27 protein-coding genes and 2 pseudogenes are annotated in these 24,066 nt (G+C 68.2%); 5 read left to right on the top strand and 24 right to left on the bottom strand.

Features of this window, described 5'->3' with window-relative positions; translation table 11 throughout:
- Positions 1-22: 22 nt before the first annotated feature.
- The 7 genes from AB0P21_RS17370 to rplM all read right to left on the bottom strand — a co-directional run bounded on the left by AB0P21_RS17370 (position 23) and on the right by rplM (position 6,862).
- Complete coding sequence (locus AB0P21_RS17370) at positions 23-1,831, bottom strand: glycoside hydrolase family 3 protein (protein ID WP_363697677.1); 1,809 nt, start codon at positions 1,829-1,831, stop codon at positions 23-25.
- Between the two features lie 124 nt (positions 1,832-1,955).
- Positions 1,956-2,969, bottom strand: a complete 1,014-nt coding sequence (locus AB0P21_RS17365) for a hypothetical protein (RefSeq protein WP_363697676.1) — start codon at positions 2,967-2,969, stop codon at positions 1,956-1,958.
- Between the two features lie 11 nt (positions 2,970-2,980).
- Positions 2,981-3,490, bottom strand: a complete 510-nt coding sequence (locus AB0P21_RS17360) for a SigE family RNA polymerase sigma factor (protein WP_363697674.1) — start codon at positions 3,488-3,490, stop codon at positions 2,981-2,983.
- An 81-nt stretch (positions 3,491-3,571) separates the two neighbouring features.
- Complete coding sequence (locus AB0P21_RS17355; RefSeq protein ID WP_363697672.1) at positions 3,572-4,378, bottom strand: glycoside hydrolase family protein; 807 nt, start codon at positions 4,376-4,378, stop codon at positions 3,572-3,574.
- Between the two features lie 127 nt (positions 4,379-4,505).
- Positions 4,506-5,852: a phosphoglucosamine mutase gene (gene glmM / locus AB0P21_RS17350; protein WP_363697670.1), complete on the bottom strand. Its 1,347-nt coding sequence runs from the start codon at positions 5,850-5,852 to the stop codon at positions 4,506-4,508.
- A gap of 7 nt (positions 5,853-5,859) precedes the next feature.
- The gene (gene rpsI / locus AB0P21_RS17345) at positions 5,860-6,381 is read right to left on the bottom strand and encodes a 30S ribosomal protein S9 (protein ID WP_363697668.1); all 522 of its coding nucleotides are present in this window, start codon (positions 6,379-6,381) and stop codon (positions 5,860-5,862) included.
- Between the two features lie 37 nt (positions 6,382-6,418).
- A complete protein-coding gene (gene rplM, locus AB0P21_RS17340; protein ID WP_328329334.1) occupies positions 6,419-6,862 on the bottom strand; it encodes a 50S ribosomal protein L13 in 444 nt (147 codons plus the stop codon).
- 284 nt (positions 6,863-7,146) lie between these two features.
- Here rplM and AB0P21_RS17335 point away from each other — a divergent pair, with 284 nt between their 5' ends.
- From AB0P21_RS17335 to AB0P21_RS17325, 3 genes are all read left to right on the top strand, one after another.
- On the top strand, positions 7,147-8,433 hold the full coding sequence (locus AB0P21_RS17335) for a citrate synthase (protein ID WP_363697665.1): 1,287 nt from the start codon (positions 7,147-7,149) through the stop codon (positions 8,431-8,433).
- 288 nt (positions 8,434-8,721) lie between these two features.
- The gene (locus tag AB0P21_RS17330) at positions 8,722-9,285 is read left to right on the top strand and encodes a TetR/AcrR family transcriptional regulator (protein WP_363697664.1); all 564 of its coding nucleotides are present in this window, start codon (positions 8,722-8,724) and stop codon (positions 9,283-9,285) included.
- A complete protein-coding gene (locus tag AB0P21_RS17325) occupies positions 9,282-10,310 on the top strand; it encodes a hypothetical protein (RefSeq protein WP_363697662.1) in 1,029 nt (342 codons plus the stop codon). The genes AB0P21_RS17330 and AB0P21_RS17325 overlap by 4 nt, the downstream gene beginning before the upstream one ends.
- Here AB0P21_RS17325 and AB0P21_RS17320 read toward each other — a convergent pair.
- Both AB0P21_RS17320 and AB0P21_RS17315 read right to left on the bottom strand, forming a co-directional pair.
- Positions 10,303-11,874: a PH domain-containing protein gene (locus tag AB0P21_RS17320; RefSeq protein ID WP_363697660.1), complete on the bottom strand. Its 1,572-nt coding sequence runs from the start codon at positions 11,872-11,874 to the stop codon at positions 10,303-10,305. The two genes, AB0P21_RS17325 and AB0P21_RS17320, sit on opposite strands and share 8 nt — an antisense overlap.
- Positions 11,875-11,883: 9 nt before the next feature.
- Complete coding sequence (locus tag AB0P21_RS17315) at positions 11,884-13,566, bottom strand: ATP-binding cassette domain-containing protein (RefSeq protein ID WP_363697658.1); 1,683 nt, start codon at positions 13,564-13,566, stop codon at positions 11,884-11,886.
- A gap of 71 nt (positions 13,567-13,637) precedes the next feature.
- Here AB0P21_RS17315 and AB0P21_RS17310 point away from each other — a divergent pair, with 71 nt between their 5' ends.
- Both AB0P21_RS17310 and AB0P21_RS17305 read left to right on the top strand, forming a co-directional pair.
- Positions 13,638-14,060, top strand: a complete 423-nt coding sequence (locus tag AB0P21_RS17310; RefSeq protein WP_363697656.1) for a hypothetical protein — start codon at positions 13,638-13,640, stop codon at positions 14,058-14,060.
- Positions 14,057-15,055: a hypothetical protein gene (locus AB0P21_RS17305; RefSeq protein WP_363697654.1), complete on the top strand. Its 999-nt coding sequence runs from the start codon at positions 14,057-14,059 to the stop codon at positions 15,053-15,055. Before AB0P21_RS17310 ends, AB0P21_RS17305 begins: the two co-directional genes overlap by 4 nt.
- Here the strand turns inward: AB0P21_RS17305 and AB0P21_RS17300 are convergent, their stop codons facing one another.
- From AB0P21_RS17300 to map, 15 genes and pseudogenes are all read right to left on the bottom strand, one after another.
- Positions 15,056-15,811, bottom strand: a complete 756-nt coding sequence (locus AB0P21_RS17300) for a hypothetical protein (protein ID WP_363697653.1) — start codon at positions 15,809-15,811, stop codon at positions 15,056-15,058.
- Positions 15,804-16,316, bottom strand: a complete 513-nt coding sequence (locus AB0P21_RS17295; RefSeq protein WP_363698441.1) for a SigE family RNA polymerase sigma factor — start codon at positions 16,314-16,316, stop codon at positions 15,804-15,806. Before AB0P21_RS17295 ends, AB0P21_RS17300 begins: the two co-directional genes overlap by 8 nt.
- A gap of 25 nt (positions 16,317-16,341) precedes the next feature.
- Positions 16,342-16,962 carry a methyltransferase gene (locus AB0P21_RS17290; protein WP_363697651.1) on the bottom strand — a complete coding sequence of 207 codons (621 nt, stop codon included), beginning with the start codon at positions 16,960-16,962 and terminating at the stop codon, positions 16,342-16,344.
- A complete protein-coding gene (truA, locus tag AB0P21_RS17285) occupies positions 16,955-17,767 on the bottom strand; it encodes a tRNA pseudouridine(38-40) synthase TruA (RefSeq protein WP_363697650.1) in 813 nt (270 codons plus the stop codon). The genes AB0P21_RS17290 and truA overlap by 8 nt, the downstream gene beginning before the upstream one ends.
- Before the next feature lie 68 nt (positions 17,768-17,835).
- Positions 17,836-17,997: pseudogene (locus tag AB0P21_RS17280) on the bottom strand (50S ribosomal protein L17); the annotation flags it as partial.
- A 204-nt stretch (positions 17,998-18,201) separates the two neighbouring features.
- Positions 18,202-18,540 (bottom strand): annotated as a pseudogene (gene rplQ, locus AB0P21_RS17275) (50S ribosomal protein L17); the annotation flags it as partial.
- A gap of 59 nt (positions 18,541-18,599) precedes the next feature.
- Positions 18,600-19,625, bottom strand: a complete 1,026-nt coding sequence (locus tag AB0P21_RS17270; protein ID WP_020388081.1) for a DNA-directed RNA polymerase subunit alpha — start codon at positions 19,623-19,625, stop codon at positions 18,600-18,602.
- A 109-nt stretch (positions 19,626-19,734) separates the two neighbouring features.
- Positions 19,735-20,343, bottom strand: a complete 609-nt coding sequence (gene rpsD, locus AB0P21_RS17265) for a 30S ribosomal protein S4 (RefSeq protein ID WP_164598750.1) — start codon at positions 20,341-20,343, stop codon at positions 19,735-19,737.
- 25 nt (positions 20,344-20,368) lie between these two features.
- On the bottom strand, positions 20,369-20,776 hold the full coding sequence (rpsK, locus tag AB0P21_RS17260) for a 30S ribosomal protein S11 (protein ID WP_363697648.1): 408 nt from the start codon (positions 20,774-20,776) through the stop codon (positions 20,369-20,371).
- Between the two features lie 44 nt (positions 20,777-20,820).
- Positions 20,821-21,192 carry a 30S ribosomal protein S13 gene (gene rpsM, locus AB0P21_RS17255; RefSeq protein WP_164598738.1) on the bottom strand — a complete coding sequence of 124 codons (372 nt, stop codon included), beginning with the start codon at positions 21,190-21,192 and terminating at the stop codon, positions 20,821-20,823.
- Positions 21,193-21,378: 186 nt separating this feature from the next.
- Positions 21,379-21,492: a 50S ribosomal protein L36 gene (gene rpmJ, locus AB0P21_RS17250; RefSeq protein WP_008361054.1), complete on the bottom strand. Its 114-nt coding sequence runs from the start codon at positions 21,490-21,492 to the stop codon at positions 21,379-21,381.
- Positions 21,493-21,521: 29 nt separating this feature from the next.
- Positions 21,522-21,743, bottom strand: a complete 222-nt coding sequence (gene infA / locus AB0P21_RS17245; protein ID WP_012923661.1) for a translation initiation factor IF-1 — start codon at positions 21,741-21,743, stop codon at positions 21,522-21,524.
- Between the two features lie 157 nt (positions 21,744-21,900).
- Complete coding sequence (locus tag AB0P21_RS17240) at positions 21,901-22,707, bottom strand: hypothetical protein (protein WP_363697646.1); 807 nt, start codon at positions 22,705-22,707, stop codon at positions 21,901-21,903.
- Positions 22,704-23,159 (bottom strand): DUF1707 domain-containing protein, encoded by a 456-nt coding sequence (locus tag AB0P21_RS17235; RefSeq protein WP_363697644.1) that lies wholly within the window; start codon positions 23,157-23,159, stop codon positions 22,704-22,706. Before AB0P21_RS17235 ends, AB0P21_RS17240 begins: the two co-directional genes overlap by 4 nt.
- Before the next feature lie 66 nt (positions 23,160-23,225).
- On the bottom strand, positions 23,226-24,050 hold the full coding sequence (gene map / locus AB0P21_RS17230) for a type I methionyl aminopeptidase (protein ID WP_363697643.1): 825 nt from the start codon (positions 24,048-24,050) through the stop codon (positions 23,226-23,228).
- Between the last annotated feature and the right edge of the window lie 16 nt (positions 24,051-24,066).

The raw sequence follows: 24,066 nt of genomic DNA, 5'->3' as shown, positions 1-24,066 counted from the left end.
TTCTCCTTCGTGGAAGTACGAGTCACCAGGACAGTCCGTGGCCGAACTTGTAGAGCGGCGTGGCGGGCTGACCCGCGACCGGGATGTCGACCGGGAGCTTGCCGGTGGGCTTGATCTCGCCGTACAGGACCTTGGCCAGCGACTCCATCGAGACGGCCGCGTAGCCGTAGGTGGCCAGGTACGTCGGCGCCGCGTCGAAGTACGCGATGTCGTAGGGGTCGCGGACCGCCACCACGATCACGGTCTTGCCGGTGGCGAGCAGGTCCTTGACCAGCTTCTGCTGCTTGGCGAGCTTGTCGGTGACCGTGGTGTCCCAGGCCTTCTGGGTGAGGACCACGGTGACGTCGTTGGCCTGCGCCTTGGTGACCGCGTCGGTGATCGCCGCGTCGGTCGGCGTCGCGCCGGTCTGGGCGACCGTGGTGGTCGCGCCGCGGGCAGTGAGGCTGGTCGCCAGCGCCTGGGTGGTGGTGACTCCCCAGCCGGTGACGAGCACCTTGCGCGGGGTGTTGCTCAGAGGCAGCGCGGCGGCGTCGTTCTTGACCAGCGTGACCGACTTGTCGACGATCTTCTGCGCGGTGGCCAGGCTGGCCGGGGTGCCGACCGTCTTGACGACCTTGGCCGGGTCGACGTACGGCTGGAACAGGACGCCGTTCTTGAGCTTCAGCAGCAGCACCCGGAGCACGCTCTCGTTGATCTGGCGCTCGCTGATCCGGCCCGACTTCACCGCGTCGACGACGGCCTTGAACTGCACGTCGGGCGCCGGCGGCAGCAGCAACTGGTCGGCGCCGGCCTCGATCGCCCGGACCGCCACCTCGGCGTCACCGTACTTCGCCCGGACCGCGGCCATCTCCAGCGCGTCGGTGATGATCAGGCCCTTGAAGCCGAGCTGCTGGCGCAGTACGCCTGTCAGGATCGGCTTGCTCAGCGTTGCCGGGTCACCGGACGGGTCGAGCGACGGAACCACGATGTGCGCGGTCATGATCGAGTCGATGCCGGCCTTGATCGCGGCCTTGAACGGCGGCGCGTCGATCGTGTTCCACTCCTGCAGCGAGTGGTTGATCACCGGGAGGCCGGTGTGGCTGTCGGTCGCGGTGTCACCGTGGCCCGGAAAGTGCTTCGCGGTCGCGGTGATACCGGCGTCGTTCTGGTAGCCCTTGACCTGCGCGACCGTCATGTCCGAGACCAGCTTCGGGTCGCTGGAGTACGAGCGGACACCGATCACCGGGTTGAGCGCGTTCACGTTGACGTCGGCGTCCGGGGCGTAGTCCTGCCGGATGCCCATCGCCTTCAGCTCACGGCCGGTGATGCCGGCCGCAGTACGGGCGTCGGCGGTGTTGCGGGTCGCGCCGTGGGCCATGTTGCCGCCGAACTGGGTGGCGGGCGGGCCGATCCGGACCACCACGCCCTGCTCCTGGTCGGTGGCGATCGTCAGCGGGAGGTGCAGGCCGGTCTTGAGCGCGGCCTGCTGGAGCTGGTTGGAGTACGTCGCGAGCTGGGTCGGGTTCTGCACGTTGTCACGCGCGTTGAAGTAGATCCAGCCACCCGGCTTGTACTTCGCGACCACCTCGGCGGGCGTGCTCACGCCGTACAGGGTGGTGTTGCGGGCATCCGGTGTCGCGGCGTCCGGCCCGTAGGCGAACAGCACGAACAGCTGCCCGATCTTGTCCTCCAGCGTCATCCCCTGCAGCGCCTTGGTGGCCTGCTGCAGGTTCGTGAACGCGGCGGGCGTCTTCGGCTCGGGCGGTGGCGCACTGACGGCAACACCCGGCGTCAGGGAAGCGATGGTCGCCAGACCAAGGCTGGCAACGGCAAAACGGCGCAAGGCGGACATGACCGACCCCTCAAGGTAATTGAATTACAACCAGGCTCCCGCACGCGAAAGTTACCCACGCATGGGAGCCTGGTCAAGGGGAAACTACCGCTTGATACACCGTTCTCGTCGCTGGAACGATGTTTCAGCGGCCGACGTCGACAGAGCTGACGATGTTCCCGGCCGCGTCGTAGCCGGTCACCGTGGCATCCATCCGGGCCAGCCGATCGCCGTTCCCCCAGTAGAGACTGAACCAGCCGTTGGTGATCGTGAGCTCGTGCGTCCGGCCGTTCGCGGCCTTGATCACTACCCGGGTGATGACCGGGTCGATCCGTCCGGCGTTGACATAGACCCAGCCGGTGCAGCGTTCGGTCCGGCACTTGCTGCCGCCGCCGCGCGCGGCGAGGCCCCGCAAGGTGTACTGGCGCGAGAAGCCCTCGGTGAAGATCGTCGCGGAGGAGGCGCCGATGGAACGACCGGTGGTGACGGGGAGGGTCAGCTCGCAGTCGGCAGCGCTGCGGCCGGTCGGGGAGACGGCCAGCACCTTGATCCTGGTGTCGTCGATCGGCGCGGTAGCGACCACGCGCCACTTCGTCAGGTCGTGCCACAAGGCCACCGAGCAAGCGAGCAGCTGCCCCTCAGCTGAGCGGACCGGATCGACCTTCATCCTGGCGATCGCCGTGGCCGTCGGTCGCGAGTCACCGGGGATTTTGCAGGTGTCCCTCGGCGTTCCCAGCTTCTCGTAGCTGCCCGGGATCGTCATCGCCGCCCGATAGAGATTGGGCTGGACCTTCTTCAGCTTCTGCTGGCCGTAGCGGAGGGCACAGCGGCGAAGGGCTTCCTGCTCAGGCATCTTGTCCAGAGCCGACTCCCCCTGCGGCACCCCGGGCAATGGGGTGAACAGCGCCTGGGCGGTCTGGGGCGACGTCGCCGCGACCTCCGGTTTGCGATCGACAGCACCGACGCCCGCGCCCGGCAACAGCGTGGCGCCCAGCGCGATGGCGGCGACTCCGGCCGTCACACCGGCGACCGAGAACACCCTGCGCCGGCGACGACCCCGGCGGCCACGCTCGAGCAGGATGGTCGCGTCGATCGGGGCCAGCGGGTCGGTGGCCGCCAAGCGGTGGAGTTCGGCGCCGAGCTCCTGGTCGTCCTGCATGTCGTTCTCCTTCACGAGAGCCGCCCGGTCGAGCGGGTCCGGTTGATGGCGTGACGGAGAGTTTCGAGTCCGCGGGCGGCCTGGCTCTTCACCGTGCCCGGCGAGCAGTCCAGGATCTCGGCGGTCTGGTCGACCGAGAGGTCCTCGTAGTACCGCAGTACTACGCAGGCTCGCTGCCTCGGGGCCAGCTCGGCCAGGGCCGTCAGGACCTCGTCGCGGTCGGCCTGGGTGCCGGCCGGATCATCGGTCCGGGGCAGCTCGGGTGGACGGTCGGTCGGCACTTCCCGGCGCCAGGGGCGCCGACCGTTGTCCAGGGCCGCGTTGATCACGACGCGGCGGGCGTAGCCGAGTGGATTGCCACTGCGATCCACCTTGGACCAGGACAGGTACAGCTTGTACAGCGCGTCCTGGACCACGTCGTCGGCACGATGCCAGTCGCCGCAGACCAGGTAGGCGGTCCGGCGCAGCGTCGTACTCGACGTCTCGACGAACTCGACGTAGTCCCGATCCCGATCCTGCATCGTGCCTCCACTCTCCTCTGTCCCCCTTAGTACGGAAAGCAGAGGAGGCGGAGTTGCATCGCATCGACCCCGGTGACCGGGTCAGCTGAGGGCCCGGTAGGCGCGGCCCACCTCGTTGGGAGTGGCGCCGTTGTAGAGGCCAGTGCCGGAGCGGTCGGTCGGCAGCGCGAACCAGGCGTAGCGCTCGACCGCGGCGTGTGCCTTCAGCATCGCGCCGGAGTTGGTGGCGAAGCGGGCCAGCTGCGCCTGGCTGGGATAGCGCGCGGTCCCGGTGCTCCAGTCGATCAGGCTGAACTCGGTCAGCCAGATCTTCACGTGGTACTTGTTCCAGACCGCGTCGATGTAGCTCTTCAGGTGCCCGACCGCCGCGTCGCTGAAGTCGGAGCCGTACCAGTGCAGGGTGATGAAGTCGACGCGATAGCCGCGGGACCGGGCGCCCGCCAGGAACCGGTCGAGCCAGCCGCCGGCCCGGTCACCGCCATACGCGACCGACGGGCTGCCGAGTCGCAGTCCGGTCGACTGCAACCGGGGCCAGAGATTCAGGGCCTGCTCGACGGTCATGTTGGACTGGCCGGCCATGTCCGGCTCGTTGAAGCCGAGCAACGTCGTACCGGAGCTCTTGGCCTCGTTGAGGCGCTGGTCGGTGACGTGGTTCGGCCCCCAGATCATCGGCACGAACTCCACTCCGGCCGGCGAGGTGATGCCCGCGCGACCGGAGTCCCAGTTGTAGTACCAACTGACCTGGGAATCCTGCAGGGCCTGGGTGACGCCGTTCATGTTCCAGGTGCTGACGCCCTTCTTCGGGACGGTGGCAGCCTCGGCGGCGGTGATCGGAGACAGCAGGGCGATCGTCGTCACGATCGCCAGTAGGGCTCGACTGATTCTCACGGTGGTACTCCTTCTCTGACGGGCATGGGGCGTGCTGCAGAGATGATGAGAGCGTTCTCACGTCGAGTATCGCCGAACGCGAAAACCCCCGCTGACGACGCGCGTCAGCGGGGGTTCAGGACTTGCTTCAGAGCTTGAGCGACGTCTCCACGATGCCGGCCAGGTCGTGCGCGACCTCGTGGGCGGTGGCGGAGGACTCGGCCTCGACCATCACCCGGACCAGCGGCTCGGTGCCCGACGGACGCAGCAGGACTCGACCGGTGTCACCCAGGCGAGCGGTGGCAGCGGCCACTGCGGCCTGTACGTCGGAATCGGTGCCGGCCCGGCTCTTGTCGACGTTGGGAACGTTGACCAGAACCTGCGGCAGGCGGGTCATCACCGCGGCCAGGTCGGCCAGACCCTTGCCGGTGTCGGCGATCCGGGCCAGCAGCATGACCGCGGTCAGCGTGCCGTCACCGGTGGTCGCGTGGTCCGAGAGGATCACGTGACCGGACTGCTCGCCGCCGAGCTTGTGCCCGCCGGCCTTCATCGCCTCCAGCACGTACCGGTCGCCGACCTTGGTCTGCTCGACCGCGATCCGCTCCCGCACCATCGCCTGGACGAAGCCCAGGTTGCTCATCACGGTCGCCACCACGGTGTCGTTGGACAGCCTGCCCGAGTCGCGCATCGCCAGGGCGAGCACGGCCAGGATCTGGTCGCCGTCGACGAACTCGCCGGCCGCGTCCACCGCCAGGCAGCGATCGGCGTCACCGTCGAGCGCGATGCCGAGGTCGGCGCCGTGCCCGATCACCTCACGGCGCAGACCCTCCATGTGGGTCGAACCGCAGTTGAGGTTGATGTTCAGGCCGTCGGGCGCGGCGGCGTACGTGATCACCTCGGCGCCGAGCCGGCGCAGCGCTTCGGGAGCGGTCAGCGAGGCCGCGCCGTTGGCGCAGTCGATGACCACCTTCACGCCGTCGAACCGGTTCGGGGCCGACCGGACCAAGTGCGAGACATAGGTCTCGAACCCCTGCCCGTCGTCGAGCACCCGGCCGACCTTGGCGCCGGTCGGACGCTGCCACTCCTCGCCGGTCCGGACCTCGATCGCGTCCTCGATCACGTCGTCGAGCTTGATCCCGCCACGGGCCAGGAACTTGATGCCGTTGTCGGGCATCGGGTTGTGGCTGGCCGACAGCATCACGCCGAGATCGGAACCGGTCGAGCCGGTCAGGTAGGCGACGGCCGGGGTCGGCAGCACGCCGAGCCGGACGACATCGACGCCGGCGGAGGCCAGACCGGCCACCACGGCTGCTTCGAGGAACTCACCACTGGCTCGCGGATCCCGCCCCACAACGGCGCGTGGCCGGTGCCCTTCGAAGGCACCGGCCTCGCCGAGTACGTGAGCTGCCGCGACCGAGAGGTCGAGCGCCAGCTCCGCGGTGAGATCCACGTTCGCCAGGCCACGGACTCCGTCCGTACCGAACAAACGCGACATCAGGTGATCAGCGCTTGCTGTACTGCGGAGCCTTACGGGCCTTCTTGAGACCGGCCTTCTTGCGCTCCTTGATGCGGGCGTCGCGGGTGAGCAGACCGGCCTTCTTCAGTCCGGGCCGGTTCGCCTCCTCGTCCGCGGCGTTCAGGCAGCGGGCGATCCCGAGCTGCAGCGCACCGGCCTGGCCGGTGATGCCACCGCCGTTGATCCGGGCGATGACGTCGTAGGAGCCCTCCAGGCCGGCCACGACGAACGGCTCGTTCACGTGCTGCTGGTGAACCTTGTTCGGGAAGTACACGTCGATCGGCTTGCCGTTGACGGTGATGGTGCCCGTCCCCGGAACGAGCCGGACGCGCGCCACGGCTTCCTTGCGGCGACCGGTCGCACCGGCCGGGTTGATCACCGCGACGCGACCGGACTCGGCGCGCTGCTCCGGGCTCGGGTTCGTCTCGGAGGTGTAGGCAACCGGGCCCTCGGTGTCGATGGGGACCTCGGTGTCGAGTGCTTCGGTCTCGGTGGTGATGTCGCTCACGCTGTGAATCCTCGTTTACCTGGCTCGTCGATCGCTACTACTGAGCGATCTGGGTGATCTCGAACGGCTTCGGCTGCTGGGCCGTGTGCGGGTGCTCCGGACCGGCGTAGACCTTCAGCTTGCCCAGCAGCTGACGGCTCAGACGGTTCTTCGGGAGCATGCCCCAGACAGCCTTCTCGACGGCCTTGCGAGGATCCTTCTCGAGGATCTCGCCGACCGGCGTGGCCGTCAGACCACCCGGGTGACCCGAGTGGCGGTACGCGAGCTTGTCGGTCCGCTTGTTGCCGGACAGGGCGATCTTCGACGCGTTCACGACGACGACGAAGTCACCGCCGTCGACATGCGGCGCGAACGTCGGCTTGTGCTTGCCACGCAGCAGGGTGGCAATCTGGACGGCGAGCCGACCGAGCACGACGTCGGTGGCGTCGATCACATGCCACTCACGGGTGACGTCAGCAGGTTTCGGGCTGTACGTGCGCACGGTCGTTGACCTTCGTTTCTCAGAGGGTGACAAAACTAGAACTGGTACGTCGGCGAGCGGCCCGCAATCACACCGGCGAGGACCAGGAACGCACAACAGCAGCCCAGAATACCGGCGCGGACGCCTCGGGGTCAAAGCGAGCCTGAGCCGGTAGGAGACCCCGGCTTGGAAGCAGCCACGGTCCGCACTAGTTTAGCGGTGAAGATTGCAGTCCGATCCGCGTCCCGCCGGCGACGATGACCCTCACTCACTCCGGCGATGCGCCAGCTTCCGAAGAGGGCATTGTGACCGAACAGTCGCTCACCGTCCGGGACAACCGGACCGGCAAGGACTACGACCTTGCCATCACCGATGGCACCATCCGTGCCGCCGATCTCAAGCAGATCAGCGCATCCGACGGAGACGGTGGCCTGGCCACCTACGACCCCGGCTTCGTCAACACCGCCTCGACCCGCTCCTCGGTGACCTTCATCGACGGCGACAAGGGCATCCTGGAGTACCGCGGCTATCCGATCGAGCAGCTCGCGGAGCAGTCGAACTACCTGGAGGTCGCGTACCTGCTGGTGAACGGCGCGCTGCCGGACAAGACGCAGTACGAGGCGTGGGTGCACGACGTGACGTATCACACGTTCGTGCACGAGAACCTGAAGACCTTCATGCAGGGCTTCCGGTACGACGCGCACCCGATGGGCATGCTGCTGGCCTCGGTCGGCGCACTGTCCACCTTCTACCCGGAGTCGCGCGACATCTTCGACGAGGAGTCGCGCAACCTGCAGATCCGCCGACTGATCGCCAAGATGCCGACGCTCGGCGCGTTCGCCTACCGGCACGCGCAGGGCAAGCCGTACGTCTACCCCGACAACGAGCTGAGCTACGCGGCCAACTTCTTGTCGATGCTGTTCAAGATGAGCGAGCCCAAGTACGCCGCCGACGACCGGCTGGTGCGCGCGCTGGAGATCCTGTTCATCCTGCACGCCGACCACGAGCAGAACGCCTCCACCAACGCGGTCCGGGCGATCGGCTCCACCCAGGTCGACCCGTACTCCGCGGTCACCGGCGGCATCGCGGCCCTCTACGGCCCGCTGCACGGCGGCGCCAACGAGGCGGTGCTGAAGATGCTGCGCCGGATCGGCACCGTCGACAACGTGCCGTCGTTCATCGAGGGCGTGAAGAACGGCGAAGAGCGGCTGATGGGCTTCGGCCACCGGGTCTACAAGAACTACGACCCGCGCGCCAAGATCATCAAGAAGGCCGCCGACGACGTGTTCGAGGTGACGGGTATCAACCCGCTGCTGAAGATCGCCGTCGAGCTGGAGAAGATCGCGCTGGAGGACGAGTACTTCGTCTCCCGCAAGCTCTACCCGAACGTGGACTTCTACTCCGGCCTGATCTACGAGGCCCTGCAGTTCCCGCCGGAGATGTTCACCGTGCTGTTCGCCATCCCGCGCACCTCGGGCTGGCTGGCGCAGTGGTCGGAGTCGCTCACCGACACCGACCAGAAGATCGCGCGCCCGAAGCAGATCTACACCGGCGCCCGCGGCGTCCAGTACGTCCCGATGGGCGATCGCTGACCGCCAGCGCTCCTTGGGAACGGCCCCGATCCGGCTTCACTGCCAGGGATCGGGGCCGTTTCTGCGCTTCTGGGACTACGACGCATCCCGCGCGGGAGCCGGTTCCCGCAGCACCGCGATGAGTTCGTCCAGCCGGCCACGCGCCCGCGCCATCGCCATGTGGTCGATGTAGAGCTCTTCAGGAGTCATCAGGCCGTCAAAGACATGGAGTGATTACTCCGTTTACAACCTCTGGAGGATTTCCGGCGTCTCCTAGGCTGTCGGGTGCCGACCACAGCTAGGAGTGCGATGAGGCCGTTGCGTGCGGATGCCCGGGACAACCGGGCCAGGATCCTGGCTGCCGCCGAGGACGTGTTCGGCCAGTCGCCGAACGCCTCGACCGATGAGGTCGCGAAGCTCGCCGAGGTGGGGATCGCGACGGTCTTCCGGCACTTCCCGACCAAGGTCGAGCTGCTCGAGGCGGTGCTGACCGATCGGCTGGAGCGGCTGCGTGACCGCGCCGCCGACCTGTCGCGCGACGATGACGCCGGCGCCGCGTTCTTCGGGTTCTTCACCCAGGTGGTGTCCGAGTCGGCCTCCAAGCTGGCCATCGCCGAGGCACTCAGCGCCGCCGGGACCGTCGCCGGGGAAGCAGCCAAGCAGGCCGGCGCGGGGATGCGCGAGGCCTTCGGAGTACTGCTCGATCGAGCGCAGCAAGCGGGCGCAGTACGACGTGATGCCGGCTTCCCCGAGGTCTACGCGCTGCTGGTCGGCTGCTCCCGGGGCGCGACCGCGACAGGTCTCACTCCGGAGGCTCGTGGCCGGATGCTCGGGCTGGTCTACGACGGTCTACGGACAGGAAGCACCTCGTGAAGCGCTGGAAGTCCTGGTCGCGTCGACGGCGGGTGCTGATCAGCCTGGCACTGGCCTTCGTCCTGCTGATCCCCTTGCCATTGGGCGCATTGGCGGTCTCGCTCCGGCTCGCCTACACCGGCGACGCGACCGCGCTGAGCCGCGGCAAGGACGCCATCTGGCTCGGCCACGCCTGGGTCGACGGACGGAAGACCGACGCCGACGTCACAGCGCTGGCCAAGCAGTTGCAGGGCACCGGGATCCGCGACCTCTACGTCCACACCGGCCCACTCGAGCACGACGGCTCGTTGCCATTGGCAACAGTTGCCCCGAAGGCGAAGTGGTTCACCGATGCCGTCCACCGAGCGCTGCCGAAGGTTCGCGTGCAGGCCTGGCTCGGCGACGTCCTGCAGCCGGAGAAGAACCCCGGGATGGACCTGGACGACGCCGCCGTCCGGAGCCGGGTGAACACCTCCTCCGAGCAGGTTCTCGACCAGGGTTTCGACGGCATCCACTTCGATGTGGAGCCGGTCCGCTCCGGCTCCAAGGGCTTCCTGGCTCTGCTCGACCAGGTGCACGTGATGACCGCCGCCCGCGGCGTACCGCTGTCGGTCGCCGCCGCCCAGCTCAACCCGGCTCCCGGCATGAACGGCCTGCTGGTCGGCGTCACCGGGATGAGCAAGTGGTGGACGAAGGAGTACTTCGGCGCCGTCGCGAGCCGGGTCGAGCAGATCGCCGTGATGTCCTACGACACCTGGACCCCACTGGAATCCCTGTACGGCGGCTACGTCGCGCAGCAGACCGAGATGGCGCTGGAGGTCACCCCCGCGCACGTCGACCTGCTGATGGGCCTGCCCTTCTACTGGGAGGACAACTTCTCCCACCGCGGCTCCGCCGAAACCGTCCAGGCCGCCATCCGCGGCGCCCAGCTGGGCCTCGGCACCTCGAAGCGCGAGAACTTCGGCCTCGCCCTGTACGTCGACTTCGCCGCCACCCCCGAGCACTGGGCGACCTACCGCGACACCTGGTGCTCCGACCTCAGCTGATCGCCTGGCGCCGAAGTGTCTCGAACACACCGGCGACCTCCAGCAGCCGGTCCTCGGGGATGCGCGCGATGACGTGCCAAGCCTTACCAGTGGTCAGCGTCACCAGGCCCTCCTCGATCTCCACCACCTCGACGTCGCGCCAGTCGATGGTCCGGGTGAAGAGGCCGGTCCGGATCCGCAGACCGGTCGACGTCACCACCACCCGCTGGAACCTCTCCACGAGATTCCACCGATCAGGTGGCGACAACGGGAGCTGCCACGGCAGGTCCTGCCGTACTGCGACCGGCTCCGGCCGCACGGGCTCCGGCTCCGCGTCCGGGTCCGGCTCCGCGTCCGGCTCCGGCTCGTCGTCGGGCGGCAGATCCAGTAGCCGCAGGCCTGGCTCCTCCGTTCCCCACGGCGACCGCCGGGGTGTCCGGAAGGGCGTCGCCGGGCGGAGGATCTGCTCACCGAGCACAAAGGTGGGCCAGGCCCCCTCGGTCAGATCGCCCACCAGCAAGGCCTCCCCGCGGTAGCCGGCCAGCACCATGCTCCACTCCAGCCGCGCGGCGGCGGGCGGCGGTGGGTCATCCTCCTCCTCGCCGAAGCCCTCCAGTACGCCGTACGCGGCACTCAACCGATCGGCGGCCTCCTCGTCGTCGAGTTCCAGCGCGATGAAGCCGAGCACTCGCTCACTGCCCTCCGCCGGCAGGACGCTGAAGCCCATCGACCCGTCCGGCTCGATCCACACCGGCAGGCCGGACGCCGACCAGGTACGCCGAGGTCGCGCGCGTCGGAGTAGCAGGTGTCGGCGTAGTACCAGCAGGGCGATCAGCCACGCACCACCGGCCACTGTCGACCAGGGCGTGTAGTCGGCGAGCTCGGCTTGGAGGCGAACCCAGTCGGCGTCCCTGGGATCCACCAGGACCGGCAGCTCATCACCCTTGTCATGCGAGTCCAGCGACGAGATCCTGCGGCTACTGCCGTCGGGGAGCTCCAGGATGAGCTCATCGTCCTTGAAGCCCACCACCACGGCAGTCGCCTTGACGGCCCGGTCGAGGTGCACCTGCTCCTGGTCGAGCTGCCAGCGCATGACCCCGAGTGCTGCGAACCCGGCGGCCACCAGGCCCACTACTGCGACCAGGGCGATCACGGGACTGACCGGACTCGCGGGGCCGATCACCACCGGCACCCGCTGAACCCGCGACAGCAGCTCCCAGCGACGCAACCGGCTCCAGGTCAGCGCGACGAGGATCGCCAGGCAGCCGGCGCCGTAGATCGTCCAGGCCGTCTTCACGGACTGCGCGTCGTCGTACCAGAGGTCGAGGACCATGAACACCAGCCCGGCGACGGCGGCCAGTCTGGGGAGCCGCCACCAGCACGCGAGTGAGGCCAGACAAGCAATCATGGCCAGCGAGTACGTCAGGTCGGGTCCGCAGAACGCCGGATCCTCCACCGAGCAGGGCCGATCGGAGCCGATCACCGACGTGACGATCGCCGCCACCCAGGCGATCGGCATCAGCCAGCGGTAGAGCCAGCTCGGTACTCCGGTGTTCAGCCACTTCTCGGCCAGCTCGTCCCCCACCGGAGCAGGCTAGCGGGCGCGCTGCACCCGCGCCTCGTCCCAGACCGGCTCGGGCGCCTCGTAGACGTTGCCGTCGCTGCCGAAGACCAGGTAGCGGTCGAAGCCACGGGAGAACCAGCGGTCGTGGGTGACCGCCAGCACCGTGCCGTCGAAGGAGTCCAGGCCCTCCTCCAGCGCCTCGGCGGACTCGACGTCCAGGTTGTCGGTCGGCTCGTCGAGCAGCAGCATGGTCGCGCCGGACAGCTCCAGCAGCAGGATCTGGAACCGCGCCTGCTGACCACCAGAGAGCGAGTCGAAGGACTGCTCGGCGGCGTGTGCCAGCTCGTACCGGTCGAGTTTGCGCGAGGCCAGTTCGCGGCCCATCCCGTCGCGGTGCTCGTCGCCGCGGTGCAGGATCTCCAGCAGCGTCTTGCCGGCCAGCTCGGGGTGCTCGTGCGTCTGCGCGAACCAGCCGGGACGGACCCGGGCGCCGAGCTTGGCGCTGCCGGTGTGCGCGACCGACGGGATCACCATCTCCCCCACCGGCCGGTGCTCGATGTCGGGATCGGAGCCGCCGTTCGCGAGCAGCCGCAGGAAGTGCGACTTGCCCGAGCCGTTCGAGCCGAGCACGGCCACGCGTTCGCCGTACCAGACCTCGAGGTCGAAGGGCTTCATCAGACCGGTCAGCTCCAGGCCCTCGCAGACCACGGCGCGCTTGCCGGTCCGGCCGCCGGTCAGCCGCATGCTGACCTTCTGCTCGCGCGGGATCGCCTGCGGCGGGCCGGCCTCCTCGAACTTCGCCAGCCGGGTCTGCGCCGCCTTGTAGCGCGACGCGAGCCCGTCGTTGTAGGCCGCCTTCTGCTTGTACATCAGCACCAGCGCCTTGAGCTTGGCGTGCTCCTCGTCCCAGCGCCGGCGCAGCTCCTCCAGCCGCTCGAACCGGTGCTTGCGCGCCTCGTGGTAGGTCTTGAATCCACCGCCGTGCGTCCAGATACTGTTGCCTGCAGCACCTAGTTCGACGGTGACGATCCGGGTCGCGGTGTTGGCCAGCAACTCCCGGTCGTGGCTGATGTAGAGCACCGTCTTCTGGGTGGTCTTGAGCTGCTCCTCGAGCCAGCGCTTGGCCGGCACGTCGAGGTAGTTGTCCGGCTCGTCCAGCATCAGTACCTCGTCCGGACCGCGCAGCAGCGCCTCCAGCACGAGCCGCTTCTGCTCGCCGCCGGACAGCGTCTTGACCTCACGCCACCGGCAGTTGTCGAACGGCATCCCGAGCGCGGCCATCGTGCAGACGTCCCAGAGCACCTCGGCGTCGTACCCGCCGACCTCGCCCCAGTCGGAGACCGCCTGCGCGTAGCGCAGCTGGGTCTTCTCGTCGTCGGCCTCCATCATCGCCAACTCGGCCTGGTCGAGCTTCGCCGCGGCCTCCCGCAGCGGCTCCGGCGCGACCCCGAGCAGCAGGTCGCGCACGTTCGTGTCGTCCCGCACCGACCCGACGAACTGCCGCATCACGCCCAGCCCACCGGACCGCGCGACGCTGCCGGCGTGCGCCTTGAGATCCCCCGCGATGATCTTGGTCAACGTCGTCTTCCCCGACCCGTTGGCCCCCACCAACGCGACCTTGGCCCCGTCCCCGACCCGGAACGTGATGTCGTCCAGCAACACCCGCCCGTCCGGCAACTCGAACCCGACACCCGCAACCTCGACGTGACCCATACCCCCAGTCTGACGGGCCCCGCTGGCCGCCGCGAACAGTTATCGTCGTCCCGAGCCGAACAGGGAGCCCGATGACCGAGAAGCCAGTCGACTACGAAGCCGTCGAGGCCGAACTGCAGCGCCTGCTGGACAACTTGAAGGGCGCCTCGCCCGAGGTGATCGAGGCCGAGAGCGCGCGGCTGCGGGCGATGGCGGACCAGGTCGAGGACGAGCGGGGCCGGGAGAACGCCCAGGGGCGGGCCGCCGAGCTCCAGCGACTCTTGGCCGGCCCGCCCAAGGCGACCAGCGAGCAGTTCCACCAAGCCCAGATCCTGTTCGCACGGGCGATCAACAGCGAAGACCCCGCCCAGGTCCGGATCCCGCAGATCGAGCGGACCATCCAGGAGATCGGTGCACTGGCAGCCCAGGCACCGCATCGGGAGGCCGGCGCGATCCGCAGACTCAACAGCCCGCTGTCCCGGCTCATCACCCACTTGGCGAAGACGGCCGAATGAACCTCGGCCAGGCCGTCCCCAAGAACAGCAACGAGTACCAATGGGTCCGCAGCGTCATCCAGTCGGTGGAGAAACTGTCCGGTCGGCCGACCCGGTGGAACGGCGAGCTGAACGAGGAGACCGAGGCGAACGTGCTCGGTAGCGCACTCGACGACGGCGGCATGACCGTCAGTCGCGCGGCAGTCCTCCAGCCGGTCGCTGAGGCCTACACAGCAGGCCGGCCACTGTCGACGACGGAGCTGATCGACGCCCGAGACGCCGTGCTCACAGTGGTGCACGAGAGCAAGCACCTGCTCAACACCCTCGGAGACGAAGCCGCCCCAGGTGCGATCCCGGTCTACTCCGCCGATGCCGTAGCGGTGGAGGAGGGGCTGACCGAGACCTGGGCGCATCGCCATGTCAACGCGGTCATCCGGGACATCGGCATGGATCGGGTCCAGCCGGACCTGCTCACCGTCGCCTCACCCGACTCCTACCCGGCGTACACCGCCGCCACCGACGAACTGGTTCGCGGTACGGCGGAGATCACCGGGTTGCCGCAAGACCAGGTGCGCAGCCAGCTGGACCAATCGGACCGCACCCAGCGCCTGGCAACAGCAGCCGACCTCGTGATCGACGAACGCCTCGCAGACGTCCTCCCACCCGAGGACCGCGAAGCCGTCCGAACCCAGCTCATCCAGACCATGCGCCCACATCTCGCCGACGTCGAGACCACCCAGCAGAGCAACCAACTCACGGACGTGGCCAAGACCATCGGCGGACACCAGGCAGCCGGCCGGGCGATCACCGCGTTGAGCACCACCACAGCCGACCTCGAAGACCAGTACCGCGACGCAGCGAGCACCAAATCCCCGCAGTCGGCCGAGGTCGACCACCTCCGGAAGTTCCTGGGCAACGCCACCCCACAAACCGGCACCTACCGCGCGACCGACGGCGCCAAGCCTGACAACGTCCGGCACCTGCCACAGCGCGGGCAGGGCCAGAGCCGGGAGTAGCTACCAGCCCTTCAGCCGGTTGAGATACACACCGGTGGTGGGACGAACGGAGCCCTTCAGGAACAACTTCAGCGGCGCGGCGTACAGGCCGTAGGTGCGGGTGCCCGTGAAGAAACCGGCCGACGAGCAGCCGTCGTACCCAACCCAGATCTCGCGGATACCGGTCGCGGTGTTGAAGCGCAGCACGATCGCTTCCTTCGGGACAGCTGTCTCCGGGGTGCACTTGAAGACCGGCAGGCTCGGGTTGCGTTCCGGCAGCACCTTGATCGCGTCGACCACCTGCTGGGCGGTGGTCGCGGTGAAGGTCGCTGAGCCGAGCAGCAACTGGTCCCCCGCCACCAGCTGGTAGCGGCAGACCTCCAGCCCGTAGACCTGGGTGTCCAGGTCCAGCCCAGTGCCGGGCGGTACAGCCTCGTGACTGCCGGCTGTGAGGATCGGGTGGTCGGCCGGGCAGGAGCTAGTGGCTGTGGGATGGCTAGGCGCCGCCTTCTCTGCCACGCCACCAGCCGAGCTGGCGCTGTCGCTCGAGCTGGTACTGACCGGCGAAGGCCCTCCGATGACGCCCCACACCCCACCGATCGCCACGACGACCACTACCGCCGCCGCAGCCGTGGCGAGCCGCTGACGTCGCTTGTGAACCCTCTTGCGTGCCTCGCGGGCCAGGCCAGTCGCCCGGAGCCCCTGCACGGTGTGGGCCTTACTCTGGAAGGCATCCGCGAGCTGAGGGCCGAACTCCTGCTCATCCGGCTCAGGCATCTTCGGCTCCTTCCTTGCTCAGCGTGTCCTTCAGTACTGCGAGGGCTCGGTGCACGTGCGATCTGGCGGTCGCCTCCGCGCAGTGCAGTAGCCCTGCGATCTCGGCGTACGAGAGGTCCTCGTAGAAGCGCAGTACGACGGCAGCGCGCTGCTTGTCCGGCAGCGTCGCGCACAGCGCCCAGACGGCCTCCGCGTTCGCCCTGCCCGCTGTGCCGTCAGGAGCTGCGGCAGCTGCCCTGGTCGGCTCCGCGACCGGCGCCTCCCGCTTGCGGAAGCGGCGCCACCAGGAGATGTGGGCGTTGACCACCATGCGCTTCACGTAGGCCTCGGGGTCGTCCGCCTGGCTGACCCGGCCCCAGCGCGCACAGGCTGTCGTCAGGGCGTCCTGGACCGCATCCTCCGCCAGCGTGTGATCGCCGGTCAGCACATAGGCGAACCGCAGCAGCGCGTCGGCCTTCTCGCTCACCCAGAGCTCGAAGTCGATCGCGCTGGACTGCGCTTCCACGCCCGCCAAGGCTGCCTCCATACCCTCAGGACGGCGCTGGAGCCTCGTCCGTTGCAGTGACCCGCAGAACTCTGAAGCCCTTGGCGCTGGCGGTCCGCTGACAGGGATACCCCTGGTCGGTCAGCCAGCGCTGCAGCGAGTCCGCACCGAGGTTCTTGCCGACGACGAACCATCCCACGCCGCCGGGGGCAAGCCTGGCCAGCCAGTGCAGCAGCATCTTGTGCAGCTCGGGCTTGCCGATGTGGATCGCCGGGTTCGACCAGATCTGGTCGAACCGCACCTCCGCCGGTACGTCGTCCACCAGCCGGGGGTGCACGCGATCGCCGACCCCGGCCGTCTTGGCGTTCTCCGCCGTGAGCTCCAGAGCCCGGTTGTTCACGTCGACCGCCCAGACCTGAGCCTTGGGGTCCTCCACTGCCAGCGCACACGCGATCGGCCCGTAGCCGGTGCCCAGGTCGAGGTAGGTGCCGCCAGTGGTCGGCGCCGGCACCTCCCGCAGCAGGATCGACGTACCGCGGTCCAGCCGGTCCCGGGAGAAGACACCGGTCGACGTCGTGAAGGCGTAGGGCTTCCCCCAGATCTGGCAGCCGACAGTACGCCGTACGTCGTCCGAGGTCGGCTCTGCCGAGAAGTAGTGGTCAGCCACGCGTGTGTACCTCTCCTCTGGTGTTGCGGGCCTCTGTGGCCCGCGCCGCCAGTTGGTCGTCTGCTGGATACCGCACTTCTTCCAGGGTGAGTCCATGTGCGGGCAATACGGTCACTGCCGAGTCCCGGACCTTCCCGGCCAGCACGGTGGCCGGCCAGTCGATCCCACGGCGCCCGTCGCCCACCGGGACGATCGAACCCACCAGCGCCCGGACCATCGAGTGGCAGAACGCATCGGCGATCACCGTCGCCTCGACCAGGCCGGGCGCAGTACGGGTCCAGCTGAACTCCCGCAGCGTACGCACTGTGGTCGCTCCCACCCGACGCCGGCAGAACGCAGCGAAGTCGTGTTCGCCGAGCAGCCGCGTCGACGCCTCGTTCATCCGGTCCACGTCGAGGGGCGCCAGCACTCGCAGTACGTGGTTCCTGGTCAGCGGGTCCTTGGCGATGTTGTCGTCGCAGATCCGGTAGACGTAGCGGCGCCACAGAGCCGAGAAGCGGGCGTCGAAACCCTCTGCGGCCTCGCTGGCGCCACTGACCCACACATCGTCCGGCAGTACGCCGTTGAGCCGGTGCACCAGGTCCCTGGCCACCTGGCCGTCGGGCAGCCAGACGTGCACCACCTGTCCCCTGGCATGGACGCCGGTGTCGGTCCGGCCGGCGCAGGTCACCGTCGGGAGCTCCTGCTGCCGCAGGACGGTGGCGAGCGACTGCTCAAGCACCCCCTGAACGGTCCTGAGGCCCGCCTGACGGGCCCAGCCGTGGAATTCGGTGCCGTCATACCTGAGATCAATCCGCCAACGCACAGGGCAATCTAACGCAGCAGCGCCCCTCCACCCGAAGGCGGAGGGGCGCTGCTGGTGGAACTGGGTGACTACTTGTCCTCGGCGGTCTCGCCGGCCTTGGTGAAGCCGGCGGCCTTCGCGGCGTCCTCGGTCTTGAACCAGACCTCGGCGACGGTCTGGTCGTACCACGGCGAGTCGGTGCCGTGGTACTTCATCGAGTCCTCGTTGCCCTTGATGTCGTAGCCCTCGGGAGCGGCGCCGCCGTCGAGCGGGGCGGCCGAGCCCTCGTACTTGCCGGCCACGACGTCCTCGACCTTGGTGTCCGCGACCGGAGCCGCGTCAGCCTTGGTCTCGTCCTTGGCGGCCGCCTTCTTCGCGGTCGCCTTCTTGGCCGGAGCGGCCTTCTTCGCCGCGGCCTTGGCCTTCGGCGAGTCGGCCAGGGCCTCGACCAGCTCGATCTTCACCATGGGGGCGTTGTCGCCCTTGCGGGGGCCGAGCTTGATGATCCGGGTGTAGCCGCCCGGACGGTCGGAGTACCGCTCGCCGATCTCGGTGAACAGCACGTGCACGACGGACTTGTCGCGAATGCGCTTCATCACCTGGCGACGGGAGTTCAGGTCACCGCGCTTGGCCTTGGTGATCAGCGACTCCGCCAGCGGCTGCAGGCGCTTGGCCTTGGTCGCGGTGGTGGTGATGGCACCGTGCTCGAACAGCGAGGTGGCCAGGTTGCTGAGGATCAGCTTCTGGTGCGCCGCGCTGCCGCCGAGGCGGGATCCCTTGGTCGGGGTAGGCATCTCTCTTTACTCCAGGAAATCTCAGGCCCGGGTGAGGGCCTTGGATGGGCCTTGCTAGCTCAGTACTGCTCGGTCTCGGCGAAGCTCTCGTCCTCGTCCTCAGCGTCGTCGCCGTACGCCTCAGCGGCGGCGCGCAGGTCGAAGCCGGGGGGCGAGTCCTTCAGCGACAGGCCCATCTCGGCCAGCTTCAGCTTGACCTCGTCGATCGACTTGGAGCCGAAGTTGCGGATGTCCAGCAGGTCCTGCTCGCTGCGCGAGATCAGTTCACCCACGGTGTGGATGCCCTCACGCTTGAGGCAGTTGTAGGACCGGACCGTCAGCTGCAGGTCCTCGACCGGCAGGGCCAGGTCGGCCGCCATCTGCTCGTCGACCGGCGACGGGCCGATGTCGATGCCCTCGGCCTCGACGTTCAGCTCACGGGCCAGACCGAACAGCTCGACCAGCGTCTTGCCTGCCGACGCGACGGCGTCCCGCGGCAGCATCGACGGCTTGGTCTCGACGTCGACGACCAGCCGGTCGAAGTCGGTGCGCTGCTCGACCCGGGTCGCCTCGACCTTGTAGGTGACCTTCAGGACCGGGGAGTAGATCGAGTCGACCGGCATCCGGCCGATCTCGGCGTCCGCGGACTTGTTCTGCACCGCGGAGACGTAACCGCGGCCCCGCTCGACGACCAGCTCCATCTCGAGCCGGCCCTTCTCGTTCAGGGTGGCGATCTTCAGGTCCGGGTTGTGCACCTCGACACCGGCCGGCGGCGCGATGTCGGCGGCGGTCACGTCACCGGGGCCCTGCTTGCGCAGGTACATGGTGACGGGCTCGTCGTGCTCGGAGGAGACGACCAGGTCCTTGAGGTTCAGGATCAGCTGGGTGGCGTCCTCCTTCACCCCGGCGACGGTGGAGAACTCGTGCAGTACCCCGTCGACCTTGATGCTGGTCACCGCCGCGCCCGGGATGGACGACAGCAGGGTACGGCGGATGGAGTTGCCGAGGGTGTAACCGAAGCCCGGCTCCAGCGGCTCGATCACGAACCGCGAGCGGTGCTCGTCGACGACCTCTTCGGCCAGGGTGGGACGCTGCGCAATAAGCACTGTGTGTTCTTCCTTCTGGATTTTCCGCGACGACCACTATTTGAGGTCGCGAACCGAAGAACCGAAAGACCCGCGCCGCCGGTGGCCTGGGCCACCGGCGGCGACGGAGTCAGTTCTTCGAGTAGAGCTCGACGATCAGGTGCTCGGCGACCTGGGTGTCGATCTGCGCCCGGGTGGGCAGCTGGTGCACGAGGATCCGCAGCCGCTCGGGCAGGGCCTCGAGCCAGGCCGGCACCACTCGCTCCGAGTGGGCCTCCCTGGCGATGATGAACGGCGTCATCTCGACCGACTTCGGCCGGACGTCGATCACGTCGTGCGCGGAGACGCGGTACGACGGGATGTTCACCTTGATGCCGTTCACGGTGAAGTGACCGTGCACGACGAGCTGACGCGCCTGCCGACGGGTCCGGGCCAGGCCGGAGCGGTAGACGACGTTGTCGAGACGCGACTCGAGGATGATCAGCAGGTTGTCACCGGTCTTACCAGGACGGCGCGAGGCCTCCTTGTAGTACAGGCTGAACTGCTTCTCGAGCACGCCGTAGGCGTAACGAGCCTTCTGCTTCTCACGCAGCTGGAGCAGGTACTCGCTCTCCTTGGGACGGCCGCGGCCGTGCATACCCGGGGGGTACGGACGACGCTCGAACGCCTTGTCGCCACCGACGAGGTCGACCCCGAGACGGCGCGACTTCTTGGTCATGGGTCCGGTGTAACGGGCCATTGTTAGCTACCTGCCTCTCTCTGGATCAGACCCGGCGCCGCTTGGGAGGGCGGCAGCCGTTGTGGGCGGTCGGGGTGACGTCCTGGATGGTGCCGACCTCGAGGCCGACCGCGCCCAGCGAACGGATCGCGGTCTCACGGCCGGAGCCGGGGCCCTTGACGAAGACGTCGATCTTCTTCATGCCGTGCTCCATCGCGCGCCGGCCGGCCGCCTCGGCAGCCATCTGCGCGGCGAACGGGGTCGACTTGCGCGAACCCTTGAAGCCGACGGTGCCGGCCGAGGCCCACGCGATGACCGCGCCGGTCGGGTCGGTGATCGTCACGATCGTGTTGTTGAACGTGCTCTTGATGTGCGCGTGGCCGACGGCCACGTTCTTCTTCTCCTTGCGGCGCACCTTCTTCGCGCCGGCCGCTGTGCGGCTCTTGGGAGGCATAAGTCAGTTGCTCCTGGAAAGCTCGAGGGCGTGGATCATCCGGGTCACTTCTTCTTCTTGCCGGCGATCGCCTTACGACGACCCTTCCGGGTACGGGCGTTGGTGCGGGTGCGCTGACCGCGCACCGGCAGACCGCTGCGGTGCCGGCGACCCTGGTACGACCCGATCTCGATCTTGCGGCGGATGTCCGCGGTGACCTCACGACGGAGGTCACCTTCGATCTTGTAGTTGCCTTCGATGAAGTCCCGGAGCTTGACCAGTTCTTCGTCGCCCAGTTCCTGGACGCGCTTGTCACCGGAGATGCCGGTGGCTTCGAGCGTCTTCAGGGCGCGAGTACGACCTACACCGAAGATGTAGGTGAGAGCGACCTCGATGCGCTTGTCGCGCGGAAGGTCAACTCCTACGAGGCGTGCCATGTGGCGGTGTTCCTTTCGTCGGCAGAGGTGTGGTGGCGCGCCGCGTCCTTGCCCGCCTCGGTGAAGTCGGTGCTCACCGGCAAGGCCCCGGCCTCTGTTCCGGGGGCAGCATCCAGCGTGGTGCGGTGCTGGACGAGCGTGCGCGCTGTGTGGTGCGAAAGTGCAGGAAACGCGAGTGGGGCTGGATCAGCCTTGCCGCTGCTTGTGCCGCGGGTTCTCGCAGATCACCATGACCCGGCCGTGACGGCGGATCACCTTGCACTTGTCGCAGATCTTCTTGACGCTCGGATTGACCTTCATCGAGCTTCTTTCTTCGACAGGTGGCTTGGTTACTTGTACCGGTAGACGATGCGACCCCGGGTGAGGTCGTACGGCGACAGCTCCACGACGACCCGGTCCTCGGGGAGGATCCGGATGTAGTGCTGCCTCATCTTGCCGCTGATGTGCGCGAGCACCTTGTGCCCGTTGGACAGCTCAACACGGAACATCGCGTTCGGCAGGGCCTCGACGATGGTGCCCTCGAGTTCGATTACTCCCTCTTTTTTGGGCATGTCCTCGCACTTCTGTAGACGACAACTGAATGGTGGTACTACCTTCCGGCACCGCACTGGGCAGCACGAGAAGAGGCCACGAAGGGCCAAGGAAAGAGTTTACGCCACTCCCCCAGGAAAAACCCAATCGGGTCCCAGCGGCACCCCTCGAGGTGTGCTAGAGGGGTCTGGTGGCCAGCCATTGCTCGCCTGCTTGCCAGACGTGTTCCGGCATCAGGTCGAGCAGGTCGCAGGCGGCGTCGAGCTGGGCGAGCGCGGTATCGGAGTCACGGTAGGCGGGCAGGATGACGACGAAACGGCGGCCCTCGCAGCTGAAACCGAAGGGCGGGACCTTCGCCAGCGCCTCGGCCGCGCGTGGGTGCAGCACCTGGACGGCCAGGTCCTCCCGGCCGTTGAAGAGCTGGTACGAGCCCGGCAGGCCGTCGATGCTGAGCTTGATCGGCAGCAGACTGGCCGCGGCGACCGGCGCCAGCGAGCCCGGCAGGATCTGCAGCGGCGGCAGCGGCCGATCGACGGCGAGGTCGAGAAAGTCGAAGCCCAGTTGGCGTCTGCGGACCTGATGCCGGAAGCAACCGGTCACCAGCTGGCGGCCGCGATGCCGGCCGGTGGTGAGGTCGAAGACCTCAGCCGCGGGATCGGTGCTGAACGGCGGGAACGGCCAGCGCTCCAGCACCTCCTGCCCGGCCAGGTCGACCTCCCAGCCGAGCTGCTCCGCGACGCCTTCCCAGGCTCGCCGCTGCTTGCGGTCGGCCAGCCGGGTCGCCACCGTGAACACCACCAGGACCAGGAACCAGCCCAGCACCATCCAGCCGACCCAGCGCGGCTCCAGCAGCAGGCCGACGACCACCAGCGGGACCGCGATCACGAACCACAGGACGTAGACCAGTGCCGACCCCTGCCGCAGTTGCCACACCCAGTCCGGCCGCAGCCGCGGGGTGTGGCGACGGACCGGGGCCGGAGTCAACGTCGCTTTCCGAGCTGACCCATGATGATGATCGCCCACGGGATCAGCAGCCAGACCGGCCAGAAGTGCGGCCAGTGGCCGCCGTTGGCCAGGCCGATGACACCCCAGATGATCACGTTGATCGCCACCACGCCGGTGAAGCCACCGCCGAGGTTGCGCAGCCCGTGCTGCTCGGCCTGCTTGCTCTTCTGCCGCTCCGGGAAATCACCGGGGGCCGGAGCCGCAGTGGTGTTCTGCACGACCGCCGGGGTCTGATAGGTCCGCACCGGGGGCAGGTCCCGCACCAGCGGCTCCAGCTCGCCGTACGTCTGGACGGCGTACAGCTGGTCGAGCCGCGAGCTGAACTCGGGCTGGTCCAGCCGGCCGTCGGCGAAGGCGTCCCGCAACCGCCCGGCGATCTTCTCGCGGTCGGCCTCGGTGAAACGCTGGTGCGGCTGGTACTGACTCGGCATGCCCCAAGTGTGCCTCAGCCGGGGACCGTGTGCGTCCCCCGATGGACGGACCTCGGGGTACTTGAGTCAGTCGGCGAGCGGGCCGAAGGTGACGCCGAGCTCCTTGAGCTTGGCCTCGCCGCCGTCCAGGGCGGTCAGCACCCACGGACCCTGCGGGGTCAGCGTGAAGGTGTGCTCGGTGTGGGCCGCGGCCAGACCGTCGTCGGTGATCACGGTCCAGTCGTCCTCGAGCGTGTGGTTGTCCTGCTTGCCGAGGGTGATCATCGGCTCGACCGCCAGCGCGAGGCCCTCGACCAGCTTCGGGCCCTTGCCGGCCTTGCCGAAGTTCGGCACGTTCGGCGGCTGGTGCATCGCCGTCCCGATCCCGTGCCCGACGAAGTCCTCGACGATCCCGTACGCCGAATTGGCGCGCACGTAGCTCTCGACCGCCGCCGAGATGTCGGTCAGCCGGCCCCCGAGCTTCGCGGCGGCGAACCCACGCCACATCGACTCTTCGCAGATCCGGGCCAGTTCGAGCAGCTCCGGAGCGGCCTCGCCGACCGGCACCGTGATGGCCGCGTCGCCGTGCCAGCCGTCCACGATCGCGCCGCAGTCGATCGAGATCAGATCGCCCTCGGCCAGTACCCGGCCGCCGGGGATGCCGTGCACGATCTCCTCGTTCACCGACGCGCAGATCGAGCCGGTGAAGCCGTGGTAGCCCTTGAACGAGGGCTGCGCACCCGCTGAGCGGATGGCGTCCTCCGCGATCGCGTCGAGGTCACCGGTGCTGACACCGGGCTTGACCTCGCCGCGGAGCAGTTCCAGCGTGCGGCCGACGACCAGGCCGGCCGCACGCATGGAGATGATCTGGTCGCGGGTCTTGATCTCGATCCCGCGGTCTTTAAAGATCACAGCAGATCACTTCGTT

The organism is Kribbella sp. NPDC056861, assembly GCF_040687575.1.
Lineage (GTDB): Bacteria > Actinomycetota > Actinomycetes > Propionibacteriales > Kribbellaceae > Kribbella.
Note: the sequence above shows the minus strand (reverse complement) of the source record. Positions and strands in the feature narration are given on the sequence as shown.

Bases quoted from the DNA above. Each gene is read 5' to 3' on its own strand.
- AB0P21_RS17370 (WP_363697677.1), bottom strand. From the start codon at position 1,831: ATGTCCGCCTTGCGCCGTTTTGCCGTTGCCAGCCTTGGTCTGGCGACC.
- AB0P21_RS17365 (WP_363697676.1), bottom strand. From the start codon at position 2,969: ATGCAGGACGACCAGGAGCTCGGCGCCGAACTCCACCGCTTGGCGGCC.
- AB0P21_RS17360 (WP_363697674.1), bottom strand. From the start codon at position 3,490: ATGCAGGATCGGGATCGGGACTACGTCGAGTTCGTCGAGACGTCGAGT.
- glmM (WP_363697670.1), bottom strand. From the start codon at position 5,852: ATGTCGCGTTTGTTCGGTACGGACGGAGTCCGTGGCCTGGCGAACGTG.
- AB0P21_RS17330 (WP_363697664.1), top strand. From the start codon at position 8,722: ATGAGGCCGTTGCGTGCGGATGCCCGGGACAACCGGGCCAGGATCCTG.
- AB0P21_RS17315 (WP_363697658.1), bottom strand. From the start codon at position 13,566: ATGGGTCACGTCGAGGTTGCGGGTGTCGGGTTCGAGTTGCCGGACGGG.
- AB0P21_RS17310 (WP_363697656.1), top strand. From the start codon at position 13,638: ATGACCGAGAAGCCAGTCGACTACGAAGCCGTCGAGGCCGAACTGCAG.
- AB0P21_RS17305 (WP_363697654.1), top strand. From the start codon at position 14,057: ATGAACCTCGGCCAGGCCGTCCCCAAGAACAGCAACGAGTACCAATGG.
- AB0P21_RS17300 (WP_363697653.1), bottom strand. From the start codon at position 15,811: ATGCCTGAGCCGGATGAGCAGGAGTTCGGCCCTCAGCTCGCGGATGCC.
- rpsD (WP_164598750.1), bottom strand. From the start codon at position 20,343: ATGGCCCGTTACACCGGACCCATGACCAAGAAGTCGCGCCGTCTCGGG.
- rpsK (WP_363697648.1), bottom strand. From the start codon at position 20,776: ATGCCTCCCAAGAGCCGCACAGCGGCCGGCGCGAAGAAGGTGCGCCGC.
- rpsM (WP_164598738.1), bottom strand. From the start codon at position 21,192: ATGGCACGCCTCGTAGGAGTTGACCTTCCGCGCGACAAGCGCATCGAG.
- rpmJ (WP_008361054.1), bottom strand. From the start codon at position 21,492: ATGAAGGTCAATCCGAGCGTCAAGAAGATCTGCGACAAGTGCAAGGTG.
- infA (WP_012923661.1), bottom strand. From the start codon at position 21,743: ATGCCCAAAAAAGAGGGAGTAATCGAACTCGAGGGCACCATCGTCGAG.
- AB0P21_RS17235 (WP_363697644.1), bottom strand. From the start codon at position 23,159: ATGCCGAGTCAGTACCAGCCGCACCAGCGTTTCACCGAGGCCGACCGC.